We start from the raw sequence: 12949 nt of genomic DNA, 5'->3' as shown, positions 1-12949 counted from the left end.
AAGGAGAATATTTATGCTGGAGTTTAGCTTACGGCAAATAAAGTTATTAGATCATCTGTTGAATCATGAAGACTCTGACATAGATGATCTTTTATCAGTAGGTTCGATTTCGTTGAGAACGTTTCAAAATGAAATGATCGATATGAACGAGAAGCTAAGAGAATGCCGGTTACATTTAGAAATCACAAGCAATTTCAACAAGGGTTATCAGATCAAAAAGAATGCTGGAAATGAGCAGATTTTGAATGTCTGAAAAGGCAGTGCCATAAATATTTGAATCATGAATTAATGATCTTGTATGGTGCTTCTCCGCGCATAACTTATATTATCCGTCGGTTTTTATGTGCAAAGGGTTATATCCAAAGCCATGAATTAAAAAATGAATTGTATATTTCGATGGCGACGCTTACGAAGGATCTGAAAGCGGTTCGCCAGATCTTATCACAATATGGAATCGAACTGATCACCCTTCCTTATCATGGCATGAAGATCAAGGGAGAATGTTATCAGATACGCAGTGCATTGATTGATTTTTGTGATATCTATGATATCTATGAAGATGAATTTTATCTTGAACCGATGGCATTCAGACAGTATGGTATCCAGCCTGATATCTTAAAAGAGGTGCGTGAAAAGCTGCTTGCATGCTTTCATAAGTATCGTTTGAATATCAAGGATCAGTATTTTATCGATCTATACTTTTTTTGCCTGATACAGATCGCACATGCAGATCCCACGTATCAGGAAGTCATTGGGGCAGATCGAAGTCTTTGTTATGCATGTGCCGAAGAAATCTGCCAGGTCATGCATATCCATGCTTCCTGTGCTCATTTTATTTATTTGCTGATAATCAGCGGTATCGAAGATCTTTCAATAGAAGATATCGAATATTTGCATTTAAGCAGGCAACCGAAGGTATTGCTTGATGAGGTATGCTCACAGTTGATGGAGATGTATCATCTTGATTTGCATAAACAGGATACGATCATGAAGATGATCTGTCAGAATATTATCTTGTTGCTTTTATATAAAGATTATCATCTTTCATTGAAAATATCACAGATCAATAACTTTGATTCATTGAAAAATGCACCTTTATCATGGTCATTAAGCATTTGTATCCTGGAAAAGATCAAGGATCTTTTAGGTGTTTCTTATAATAATATAGAACTGGTCGATCTGACGGTCCGTAATTATGGAATCATCTTTTCTATTCAAAATAAATATAAGAAGATACATCTGGCTATCTTTTCACTGCATGGTAAAGGAGCGGCAGAAACGTATTACTATAAATTGGCAGAGTTTTTAAGAAAATATGATATCGAGATGTCTTTTTTCAGTTATTACGAAATTGAAGCCGTTGATCTGAGCCGGTATGATAATATCATCATTTTAGGTGCCAATAAGATGAATGCGAATGATAATCATTCACAAATCATATATTTGGAACACTATGAGCACATATCAAATGAGGTCTTATACTCCAAGCTTTTGTCACGTCACCAGATCAAAAACTTTTCGGTTAAAAAACTGGAAAATAAGATCGAGATCCACCTTTCAAATGAAAACAATCAGGGTATTCGGGAAATGGCACATATATTGAATAGCTTCGGGTATAATGAAACGAATTGTGAATCTATGTTAGATAGAATGATATCGATCAATGCGCAGCATTTTCAGTTTGATCCATATATCATTTGTTTATTGTGGAACAGGGAATTAAGATATTCATCTTTTCATTTTCATTTCGATCACCCATTAACGATTCATGGCATGAATTGTTATGAGATACAGGTTGCCATAGTAGATCCAAAATTTAATATCACTACTATCAAACAGGGTGATTCATCTCTTAGAAGAATACAAAAACGAATAGATTCAAATCATTTGCATCATATGCAAAGTAGAAGGAGGAATAAACAATGAGCTTTCCGGAAGGATTTTTATGGGGCGGTGCAACGGCTGCCAATCAGTGTGAGGGCGGTTATGATGAAGGCGGAAGAGGTCTTGCCAATGTCGATGTGATCCCCCATGGCAGTGAACGCTGGCGTGTTGTCAGCGGTCAGAGAAAGATGTTCGACTTTGAAGAAGGGTATTACTATCCGGCAAAAGAGGCCATCGATATGTATCATCGCTATAAGGAAGATATTGCTTTGTTTGGAGAGATGGGTTTTAAGACCTATCGTTTATCGATCGCATGGTCAAGGATCTTTCCAAAAGGCGATGAGGAAGAAGCGAATGAAGAAGGATTGAAATTCTATGAGGATCTGTTTAAGGAATGTCATAAATATGGGATCGAACCTTTAGTAACGATCACTCATTTTGACTGTCCGATGCATCTGATCAAGGAATATGGCGGATGGCGTAACCGCAAGCTGGTCGATTTTTATAAAAAGCTGGTCACGGTCTTATTTACGCGTTATAAAGGACTGGTGAAATACTGGCTGACCTTCAATGAGATCAATATGCTGCTTCATGCACCGTTTATGGGAGCAGGTATTTGTTTTGAAGAAGGTGAGGACAGATATAAGACGCTTTATACAGCGGCACATCATGAACTGGTGGCAAGTGCATGGGCAGTAAGAATCGGCCATGAGATCGATCGTGAGAATAAGATCGGCTGCATGCTGGCAGCAGGTTCCTATTATCCGTATTCATGTAAGCCGGAAGATGTGTTTGAAGCAATCAAGAATAATCATGAAAATTATTTCTTTATTGATGTGCAGTCACGGGGAGCATATCCAAACTATGCCTTAAAGGAGTTTGAGAGAAATGGTTTTGAAATACCGTATAAAGAGAATGATAAGGAAATCTTGAAAGAGAATACGGTTGATTTTATATCCTTCAGCTATTATTCATCAAGAGTAGCGGCCTATAAGCATGAAAGCGAGAAGACAGCGGGAAATATCTTTGAGTCGGTAAAGAATCCGTATTTGAAAGCAAGCGAATGGGGATGGCAGATCGATCCGCTGGGACTGAGGATCACGATGAATGACTTATATGACCGCTATCAGAAGCCATTGTTCATCGTCGAGAACGGCTTAGGAGCAAAGGATGAGGCAGATGCGAATGGGTATGTAGAAGATGATTATCGCATCGCATATTTAAGGGAGCATATCAAGGCGATGAAGGAAGCAATCGAGATCGATGGCGTGGAGCTGTTAGGCTATACGACATGGGGACCGATCGATCTGGTATCAGCAGGAACAGGAGAGATGAGCAAGCGGTATGGATTCATCTATGTAGATAAGGATGATGAAGGAAAAGGAAGCTTAAAGAGAAGCAAGAAGAAGAGCTTTGAATGGTATAAAAAAGTGATTGCTTCCAATGGTGAAGATCTGGATTAGGTGAATTTATGGTTACTTGCGGTGTATCACTTTATCCGGAACAGGAAAAATTAGAAGATATAGAGAATTATTTGAATATGGCTTCTCATTACGGCTTTACCAAAGTATTTACGAGCCTGTTTTCTGTAGAAGGAAGCAGGGAGGAAGTCATTGATTATTTCAAAAAACTGACTGCATTGGCACATCGCTGTAATATGAAGGTCTGCGGTGATTGTAATACAGCTTTCATGAAAAAGATGGGTGCCGATGAAAAAAATCTGAAGGTATTCAAAGAAATGGGAATAGACAGCATCAGAATGGATGTTCCTTATGGTGATGAAAGAGATGTAGCGCTGATCAATAATGCAGAAGGCATTGATATTGAAATGTCCAATGTATTTGTGGAAGCGATTGGGAAAGCAGTTAAAAACGGTGCTGATATCAAGCGGATGAAGGTCTGTCATAATTTTTATCCGCAGAAGTATTCAGCACCTTCACTTGAAGCTGTCATCCGGCAGAATGAATACTGGAAAGAAAGAAATATTCCCGTAGCGATCTTCATCAGTTCGCAACAAAAAGGAACCCATGGGCCATGGCCGCTGAGTGACGGTTTGCCGACGATCGAGGAACATCGTTTATTGCCGATCGAAGTACAGCTGAAACATTGTCTGGCATTGAAAAATGTCGATGAAGTGATCATAGGCAATGTCTTTGCCAGTGAAGCGGAAATGAAAGCTATTGATACAGTGATGAAAAAAGCATGGATCCATGTCCCATATCATGAAGAATTGGGCATGGCGGCAGATATGCTGCCACATGGAGATATCACTCGTATTCCGTTTAAGATCCATATGGAAGAGGGTATCAGGGATATCGAAAAAGAAATCTTGTTAGATTATCCCATCCATACAGATATGGGAGATTGCCTGCATTATATGCTTCGGGATCGCTGGCCGCGAATGTTTTATAGAAACCGTGACATTCCGCCAAGAACCTGTGAAAAGAAATATTTTACACGGGGAGATGTCGTAATTGTCAATGACAATCTGAAACATTACCGAGGAGAATTGCAGATCGTCTTAAAGGATATGGAGGCTGACGGACAGCGCAATCTATTAGGAAGAATTGCTGATGAAGAAATTATGATCTTGGATCATATTAAAGCGAAGGATGTTTTTACCTTTATGGAATGACGGTCGGAATCGTAATTTTGTTGGTGATACTGTCTTGATATTTTCAAAATGAAAGGAAAAAACATATGAATAAAGAAGGCGTTAAAATTGTAACGATTGGCGGAGGAAGCAGTTATACTCCGGAATTGATGAATGGTTTTATAAAAAGATATGAGAAAATGCCAATTCGTGAAATTTGGCTGGTAGATATTGAAGAAGGAAAAGAAAAACTTGAAATTGTAGGAAAAATGGCCCAAAGAATGTGGGACGCTTCACCTTATGATGTGAAGGTTTATTTAACTCTTGATCGAAGAGAAGCATTAAAAGACGCTGATTTTGTTACGACGCAATTTAGGGTAGGATTATTAAATGCCAGGATCAAAGATGAAAGAATTCCATTATCTTATGGATTGATGGGACAGGAAACAAACGGTGCAGGAGGAATATTCAAAGCATTGAGAACTATTCCGGTAATCTTAAGTATTGTGGAAGATATGAAGGAACTGTGTCCGGATGCATGGCTGATCAACTTTACCAATCCAAGCGGCATGGTTACAGAGTCGGTATTGCGATATGGTCATTGGGAAAAGGTTATCGGTTTATGTAATGTTCCAATCGGACTGATGCTGAAAGAGCCGGCTATGTTGAACTTGACACAAGATGATGTCGTATTTAAATTTGCCGGTTTAAATCATTTTCATTGGCATAAAGTATTTGATCGAAAAGGAAATGATATTACTAAAGACATCATTGATAAAATTGTAGAAGGAAAAGCAGATACAGGAACTCCTGCTAATATACAAGATTTGCCATTCTACAAAGAACAATTGTATCAGATGGACATGATCCCTTGTCCGTACCATCTCTATTACTATCGTTATCAGGAAATGCTGGCACATCTATTAGAAGATTATAATGATAATAAATGTCGTGGACAGGTTGTAAAGCAAGTCGAATCTGAATTATTTGAATTATATAAAGATCCTGATTTAAAGGAAATGCCTGAACAATTATCAAAACGTGGCGGAGCTCATTATTCAGATGCTGCATGTGAAACGATCGTATCTATTTATACAAATAGTAATACACATTTGGTCGTAACGACTCGTAATAACGGTGCTCTTCCTGATTTGCCGGCGGATTGTGCAGTTGAAGTATCTTCTTTTATTGGGGCTGCTGGAGCACGGGCAATTTCTTTTGGACCTTTAAAGCCGGCACAAAGGGGATGGCTGCAAGTTATGAAAAATATGGAATTATGTGTAGAAGAAGCGGCAGTAACAGGCGATTATGGATTGCTTCTGCAAGCCTTTATCCTTAATCCGCTCATCCCTTCTGGTGATGATGCCAGACAGGTATTGGATGAATTGTTAATTGCTCATGAGAAATATCTGCCTAAATTTGCTGATAAGATCAATGAATTGAAGAAAAAAGGTGTGATGCCGAAAGATTCTGTCGTTCGTGAATTGATGAAGTAATATAAAAAGCATTTAAATGAGTAATTTGACCTTAATGAAATATAATGGGAAAGAAGAGGTACGTTATTCTTTAAATAAAGATATAGAACTAATAATGATGAAAGTGGCTGTAAAGAAACCTGATGTGTAATTAGGAGCTTACAGCCTTTTTATTGTATAATGAAGAGGGAGGGTAATCTTATGGATCTTTCATTTAAGACAAAAGAAGGCAGATTTAATTATCGTGTCGGAGCTATTATGATTCACGAACAAAAAATATTGATGATGAAGGATGAACAAACGCCTTATTATTACCTGCCGGGTGGCAGGGTCAAGATGAATGAAACAGCAGAAGCGGCACTTTTAAGAGAATTGAAAGAAGAATCAGGCGTTGATGGCAAAATCGTACGGCCATTGTGGTTATGTCAAAGCTTTTTTGAGGAAGATGTCAGCCATGAGCATTTTCATGAATGTTGTCTTTATTTTCTGGTGGATGTTTCAAAGAGTGATAGATTCTCAAGAGGAAATACATTTGTTTTAAATGAAAATGGTCATCGTTTTACGTTTGAATGGATTTCTTTTGACAGGATTGCCAGGGAATATTGTTATCCGTTATTTCTAAAGGAAAAGATATTTGATTTACCTGAACATCTGGAAATGCTGTATGAATATGAATAGGAGATTTTATGAAAGCTTTGAGTGATGAATATATTGAAAAATGTATTGTAAGTGGTCAAAAAGAACATAATCAAACGATTCTTTTAGTGGACTATGATGAAAGGTGGCCTTTCTTATTTGAAAGGGAAAGAAAGCGAATATCCGATATATTAAAAGAAAAAGCCTTGATGATCGAACATATCGGATCAACCTCAGTGATGGGTCTGTGTGCCAAGCCGATCATTGATATCTTGCTTGTTGTGGAAGATGCAGGACGAGAAGAAGATTATATGGAGGCCTTATGTCAGTATGGGTATGTTTTAAGGATCAAAGAGCCTGATTTTGAAGATCATCATATGTTTAAGGGAGTGGATACGGATATCAACTTGCATGTTTTTTCAAAAGGATCAAAGGAAATTGATAAGTATTTGATTTTTAGAGATTATCTGCGCAGTCATCATGAGGCAAAAGAGCTTTATGAAAAGACGAAGAAAGAACTTGCGCAAAAGAAATGGAAGTATGTTCAGAATTATGCGGATGCGAAAAGTGAAGTTATTCAAAAGATCATGGATCGGGCAATAGAAGGATGAAAAAAATAAAAAATGATGAATCAAATAAATTGACAGATAATAAGAGGGGAGCTACAATATAGATACCCTATGGGGGTGTCAGGAGGGATTATATGAAACAGGATTTTGATATTCAGGGGATGAGCTGTGCCGCATGTTCCTCAAGAATTGAAAAAAATGTATCGCAATTAGATGGTGTTGAACAGGTCAGCGTAAATCTTCTGACCAATCATATGCAGGTCAGCTATGATGAGAAGAAGCTGAATGATCAGAAAATCATTGATTGTGTCGTAAATACCGGTTATGGGGCCACGTTGCCGAATCAGGCAGATCATGCAAAGACAGCAGATGTGACTCATGAGGATGAGAGCGAGGGCATGAAGAAACGTTTTATTGCCTCTTTGATCTTTATGATCCCGCTGTTTTATGTATCAATGGGTCATATGGTGGGATTGCCGCTGCCGGCAATTTTATTAGGACATGAAAATGCATTGATTTTCGCATTTACCCAGTTCTTGTTGTGTCTGCCGGTATTGATCATCAATCAAAAATATTTTATCAATGGTTTTAAGGCCTTATTTCATCGTTCGCCAAATATGGATTCGCTGATTGCCATTGGTTCAGGGGCTTCATTTATCTATGGTATCTATGCAATTTATATGTTGGGTTATGGCTTGGGACATATGGATATGGCTCTTGTTGAGAGATATCATATGGAGCTTTATTTTGAAGGGGCTGCGATGATTCTGACATTGATTACCTTAGGTAAATATTTAGAAACGAAATCTAAGGGAAAGACGAGCGAAGCTATCCAGAAGCTGATGAGCCTTTCGGCCAAAGAAGCGATTCTTTTTAAAGATGGTCAGGAAGTAAGCGTGCCTATCGAAGAGGTTAAGGTAGGCGATATCATCGTGTTAAAGCCGGGAATGAGCGTACCGGTCGATGGAGTTGTCATTGAAGGAAATTCCAGCTTTGATGAAAGTGCCATTACGGGTGAAAGTATGCCGGTCGCCAAAGGAAAAGATGATCGTTTGACTTGTGCGACGATCAATCTGGAAGGAACGGTGAAGTTTGAAGCAACCAAGGTAGGCAGTGATACGACCTTGGCTCAGATGATCAAACTGGTGGAAGAAGCCAGCTCATCCAAGGCACCGATCGCTAAACTGGCCGATCAGATTTCCGGAATCTTTGTACCGGTCGTGATCTTAATTTCATTGGTGAGCCTTATCGTATGGCTGGCTGTAGGTCAGACGTTTGAGTTTGCCTTGTCGATTGCTATCAGCGTCTTGGTAATTTCCTGTCCGTGTGCATTGGGACTGGCAACGCCGGTTGCGATCATGGTAGGTATGGGCAAAGGTGCTTCCAATGGTATCCTGATTAAGTCCAGTGAAGCTTTGGAGCTTGCTCATAAGGTAAAAACTGTTCTTTTGGATAAGACGGGTACGATCACAAGCGGTCATCCAAGCGTGAGCGATATCATTTCTTTTGATGATGATCTGTTAAGCATAGCGGCTTCCTTAGAGAAGAGCAGTGAGCATCCGTTAGCCAAAGCAATCATGGATAAGGCTAAAGAAATGCATGTTTCAGAAGCGAAGATTCAGAATTTTGAAGCTGTTTTCGGCAAGGGTGTCAAAGGTGAGATTGACGGAGAGATGGTTTATGGCGGCAATGCGGCTTTCATGAAAGAAAGCGGTATTGATTTAAGCAAGATAGAAGATAAAATGCTTCAATTGGCCGATGAAGGCAAGACACCGTTAGTTTTTGCCAGAAAGGATAAGATCTTAGGTATCATCGCCTGTCTGGATACGATCAAAGAATCCAGCGTTGAAGCGATTGCCAAGCTGCAGAAGCAGGGTATCAAGGTGGTCATGGTGACCGGTGATCATCAAAAGAGTGCGCTGGCGATTCAGAAACAATGTGGCGTTGATGAAGTCATTGCTGAGGTATTGCCTAGTGAAAAGGCCGATGTCGTCAGACGATATCAAAAGGATGGACAACTGGTAGCCATGGTTGGTGACGGTATCAATGATGCTTTGGCACTGACAACGGCTGATGTGGGCATCGCTATCGGTGCCGGCAGTGATATTGCTTTGGAAAGTGCCCAGATCGTTTTGATGAAGGATGATCTGCTGGATGTCAGCAATATGTTTAAGCTGAGCAGGGCGACGATGCGCAATATCAAGGAAAACCTGTTCTGGGCCTTTATTTACAATGCTGTACTGATTCCATTGGCAGCGGGCGTCTTCTATCCGTTGCTTGGATGGAAGCTGAATCCGATGATCGGAGCGGCAGCCATGAGCTTCAGCTCGGTATCGGTCGTGACAAATGCATTGCGTTTAAGAAGGTTTAAGTTTGATTCAGCCCATGAAGTAAAAGCTGATAAAGCAGTTAAGACTGAAATGAAAGAAGTTAAGGAGGAGAAAAAGATGAATCAGAAGTTAGTTAAAATTGAAGGTATGATGTGTATGAATTGTGTTCACCATGTGGAGAAAGCCTTGAAAAGCATTGAAGGTGTCAGCGTGGAGGTTTCTCTGGATGAGCATCATGCAATCGTAACCAGTCCACAGGAAATCAGTGATGATCTGATCCGATCAAAAGTGGAGGAAGAGGGCTATAAAGTCGTAAGCATCGAGCCTTATGAGAGCAGATAAGAAAAAAATCACGCGTTTGCTGAATACGGCAAAAGGACAGCTGAACGGTATTTCAAAAATGATCGAAGAGGATCGTTACTGTATTGATATTTCAACACAGATCATGGCAGCGCAGGCGATTTTGAACAAGGTGAACAATGAAATTCTGCGGGCACATATGACTCACTGTGTAAAAGAAGCGTTTGAAGAAGGAAATGGCGAAGAAAAGGTGAATGAGATCATCGACATACTGGAAAAAATGTACAAATAAATCTGTTGACGTAGAGTTTGTGGTATGGTATTATTTCATCTGTATAAAAACCCGATATAAGGGGGAGTAGCTGATGAAGAAATTCATTATTACATTCGTCAACACGCTTCTAAAAAGCCGGATGTGATTATCTTTGATGATAAGCAAGACCTTTATTCAACATGTTGTGGATAAGGGTTTTTTATTTTAGTTGGGAGGAACTATGTTAACTAAAACGACAAAACAGATTGAAGAAGCACTGGATACCAGCGCGCAGAGTGGTCTGACAAGTGCTCAGGTTGCGAAAAGACTTGAGGAAAACGGCTACAATGAGCTGGCGGAGCAGAAAAAGGAAAGCCTTTTGATCAAGTTTTTAAATCAATTTAAGGATACGCTGGTGATCATACTGCTGATTGCAGCGGTGGTATCGATTGCAGTAGAGCCGGGAGAATGGATCGATAGCTTGATCATCCTGGTCGTTGTCATGGTCAATGCGATCCTGGGTGTCATGCAGGAAAGCAAGGCTGAAAAAAGCCTGGAGGCCTTGCAGAAGCTGAGCGCACCGACAGCCAAGGTCATTCGTAACAATCAGCCGATGGTCGTTGATGCGAAGGAACTGGTCGTAGGAGATCTGTTGATTTTGGAGGCCGGAGATTGCGTAGGCAGTGATGCCCGCATCATTGAAAGCCATAATCTGCAGATCGATGAATCAGCCTTGACAGGAGAAAGCGTACCGGTGCATAAGAGTGCAGAACCGCTGGAAAGCGAAGATATGCCGTTAGGTGATCGTGTGAACATGGCTTATCAGTCTTGTAATGTCACTTATGGACGCGGACGGGCCATCGTTACATCGACGGGCATGCAGAATGAGGTTGGTAAGATTGCCGATATGCTGATGAATGAAAAGCAGGAATTGACACCGTTACAGGTCAAGCTGAATGAAATCGGTAAAGTGATCGGTATCATGTGTATTGCTATCTGTATCATCGTATTTGCCATGGAATATTTCAGTGGCTTGGAATCACTGCTGGAAGCTTTCAAGACAAGTATTGCCCTGGCAGTTGCGGCAATTCCTGAAGGTCTTGCAACTATCGTTACGATCGTATTAGCTTTATCTGTACAGAAGATGGTCAAGCATCATGCCATCGTAAGAAGACTGCCGGCCGTTGAAACGCTGGGAAGTACTTCGATCGTATGTTCAGATAAGACAGGAACGCTGACGCAAAACAAGATGACCGTCCTTGAGGTTTACAGCAAGGAAGGTTTAAAGTCGTTAGATGATGCGAACAGTGAAGATGAAATCCGGATGTTGAATTATTTTACGCTGTGCAGCGATGCGCAGATCAAAGATGGCAAGGAAATCGGTGATCCTACGGAAATTGCTTTGGTTGCTGCTTCTTTGAAAAAGAATTATTCTAAGGAAGAACTTGCGAAGACATATAAAAGAGGAGAAGAACTTAGCTTTGACTCTGACCGTAAGATGATGAGTGTGTTTTATGAAGTAAATGGTGAAATCATTTCGATTACTAAAGGTGGCTGTGATGTTGTCTTAAATAAATGTGATAACGCTGATGTCGATAAGATCATGGAAGCCAATAATACGATGGCAGATAAAGCGTTGCGTGTATTGGCAGTAGCCATTCGTAAATGGGATAAGATGCCGGAAACGATTGATTTTGATACCGTTGAAAATCATTTGACCTTTGTAGGTTTGGTCGGTATGATCGATCCACCTCGTCCGGAGGCCAAGGAAGCAATTGCTACCGCTAAAAAAGCCGGTGTACGTACGATCATGATCACAGGTGACCATATCAATACAGCAAGTGCCATTGCGAAAGAACTCGGTATCCTGACTGAAGGAACGCGTGCTGTCAGTGGCAGTGAATTAAGCAATATGAGCGATGAAGAGCTGATGGAGCATATCGAAGAATACTCTGTATATGCACGTGTTGCTCCTGAACATAAGGTAAGAATTGTCAATGCCTGGCAGTCAAAGGGACATGTTGTTGCTATGACGGGTGATGGTGTCAATGATGCTCCTGCTTTGAAAACAGCTGACATTGGCTGTGCGATGGGTATTACGGGTACTGATGTTGCCAAGAGTGCGGCGGCAATGGTATTGACGGATGACAACTTTGCGACGATCATTACTTCGATTCGTGAGGGCCGCGGAATCTTTGATAACATCCAAAAGGATGTACAGTATCTCTTATCCAGCAATATCGGTGAAGTATTGACTATTTTCTTAGCTTCTTTGATTTCAATCGTGATACCTGGAAGCGGCTTTGGTGTTCCGCTGCTGCCGATTCATTTATTGTGGGTCAATCTGATTACTGACTCTTTGCCGGCATTTGCACTGGGTCTTGAACCGACAGAAGAAAATATCATGGATCGCCAGCCACGTAAGAAAGATGAGGACTTCTTCTCAAACGGTCTGATGTTTACGATCATCTGGCAGGGAATCATGGTAGGAACTTTAACCTTGATTTCTTACGCTTTTGGAGAAAGCATCAATCACGAAACAGGAATGACCATGGCCTTTGTGACCTTATCAGCTGCCCAGCTTTTCCATTCTTTCAATGTGAAAAGCCATGCCAGTGTTTTCTCTAAACAGATCTTCAACAATAAGTATCTGTGGGGAAGTGCTTTATTAGGAGCAGGCCTGCAAGTCGTGATCATCAATATTCCGTTCTTTGCGAATATCTTTAAACTGGTACCACTTTCACCAATATGTGTGCTTGTTTCGGTAGGTTTGGCCTTCTCAACGATCATCATTGTCGAGATCGTAAAACTGATCAAACGTATCGTCAAAAAATAAATATCATATCAGCAGTCGTAAATGACTGCTGGTTTTTTAAAATAAGAGTCAAAATTTAGACACATGAGGACAG

Annotated in this window: 10 protein-coding genes; all 10 read left to right on the top strand. The window is 40.4% G+C overall.

The window, feature by feature from the left end:
• Positions 1-13: 13 nt before the first annotated feature.
• The 10 genes from ACZYT3_RS11125 (at position 14) to ACZYT3_RS11080 (ending at position 12876) form a co-directional block, all read left to right on the top strand.
• The gene (locus tag ACZYT3_RS11125) at positions 14-253 is read left to right on the top strand and encodes a helix-turn-helix domain-containing protein (protein ID WP_464088698.1); all 240 of its coding nucleotides are present in this window, start codon (positions 14-16) and stop codon (positions 251-253) included.
• A 20-nt stretch (positions 254-273) separates the two neighbouring features.
• Positions 274-1926: a helix-turn-helix domain-containing protein gene (locus tag ACZYT3_RS11120; RefSeq protein WP_464088697.1), complete on the top strand. Its 1653-nt coding sequence runs from the start codon at positions 274-276 to the stop codon at positions 1924-1926.
• A complete protein-coding gene (locus tag ACZYT3_RS11115) occupies positions 1923-3347 on the top strand; it encodes a 6-phospho-beta-glucosidase (RefSeq protein WP_294561826.1) in 1425 nt (474 codons plus the stop codon). Before ACZYT3_RS11120 ends, ACZYT3_RS11115 begins: the two co-directional genes overlap by 4 nt.
• Positions 3348-3355: 8 nt before the next feature.
• Positions 3356-4519, top strand: coding sequence for a MupG family TIM beta-alpha barrel fold protein (locus tag ACZYT3_RS11110; RefSeq protein WP_464088696.1), 1164 nt, complete (start codon positions 3356-3358; stop codon positions 4517-4519).
• Between the two features lie 65 nt (positions 4520-4584).
• Positions 4585-5973: a 6-phospho-beta-glucosidase gene (locus ACZYT3_RS11105; RefSeq protein ID WP_464088695.1), complete on the top strand. Its 1389-nt coding sequence runs from the start codon at positions 4585-4587 to the stop codon at positions 5971-5973.
• Positions 5974-6153: 180 nt separating this feature from the next.
• The gene (locus ACZYT3_RS11100) at positions 6154-6630 is read left to right on the top strand and encodes an NUDIX hydrolase (protein ID WP_464088694.1); all 477 of its coding nucleotides are present in this window, start codon (positions 6154-6156) and stop codon (positions 6628-6630) included.
• 8 nt (positions 6631-6638) lie between these two features.
• On the top strand, positions 6639-7199 hold the full coding sequence (locus tag ACZYT3_RS11095) for a GrpB family protein (RefSeq protein WP_294561822.1): 561 nt from the start codon (positions 6639-6641) through the stop codon (positions 7197-7199).
• Between the two features lie 92 nt (positions 7200-7291).
• Complete coding sequence (locus ACZYT3_RS11090; protein ID WP_464088693.1) at positions 7292-9829, top strand: heavy metal translocating P-type ATPase; 2538 nt, start codon at positions 7292-7294, stop codon at positions 9827-9829.
• Positions 9816-10079 (top strand): metal-sensing transcriptional repressor, encoded by a 264-nt coding sequence (locus ACZYT3_RS11085; protein ID WP_464088692.1) that lies wholly within the window; start codon positions 9816-9818, stop codon positions 10077-10079. The genes ACZYT3_RS11090 and ACZYT3_RS11085 overlap by 14 nt, the downstream gene beginning before the upstream one ends.
• Before the next feature lie 202 nt (positions 10080-10281).
• Positions 10282-12876 (top strand): calcium-translocating P-type ATPase, PMCA-type, encoded by a 2595-nt coding sequence (locus ACZYT3_RS11080; protein WP_294561819.1) that lies wholly within the window; start codon positions 10282-10284, stop codon positions 12874-12876.
• Positions 12877-12949 lie beyond the last annotated feature (73 nt).

The organism is Traorella sp. mt218, assembly GCF_055420025.1.
Note: the sequence above shows the minus strand (reverse complement) of the source record. Positions and strands in the feature narration are given on the sequence as shown.

Bases quoted from the DNA above. Each gene is read 5' to 3' on its own strand.
- ACZYT3_RS11080 (WP_294561819.1), top strand. From the start codon at position 10,282: ATGTTAACTAAAACGACAAAACAGATTGAAGAAGCACTGGATACCAGC.
- ACZYT3_RS11115 (WP_294561826.1), top strand. From the start codon at position 1,923: ATGAGCTTTCCGGAAGGATTTTTATGGGGCGGTGCAACGGCTGCCAAT.
- ACZYT3_RS11105 (WP_464088695.1), top strand. From the start codon at position 4,585: ATGAATAAAGAAGGCGTTAAAATTGTAACGATTGGCGGAGGAAGCAGT.
- ACZYT3_RS11110 (WP_464088696.1), top strand. From the start codon at position 3,356: ATGGTTACTTGCGGTGTATCACTTTATCCGGAACAGGAAAAATTAGAA.
- ACZYT3_RS11090 (WP_464088693.1), top strand. From the start codon at position 7,292: ATGAAACAGGATTTTGATATTCAGGGGATGAGCTGTGCCGCATGTTCC.
- ACZYT3_RS11085 (WP_464088692.1), top strand. From the start codon at position 9,816: ATGAGAGCAGATAAGAAAAAAATCACGCGTTTGCTGAATACGGCAAAA.
- ACZYT3_RS11125 (WP_464088698.1), top strand. From the start codon at position 14: ATGCTGGAGTTTAGCTTACGGCAAATAAAGTTATTAGATCATCTGTTG.
- ACZYT3_RS11100 (WP_464088694.1), top strand. From the start codon at position 6,154: ATGGATCTTTCATTTAAGACAAAAGAAGGCAGATTTAATTATCGTGTC.
- ACZYT3_RS11095 (WP_294561822.1), top strand. From the start codon at position 6,639: ATGAAAGCTTTGAGTGATGAATATATTGAAAAATGTATTGTAAGTGGT.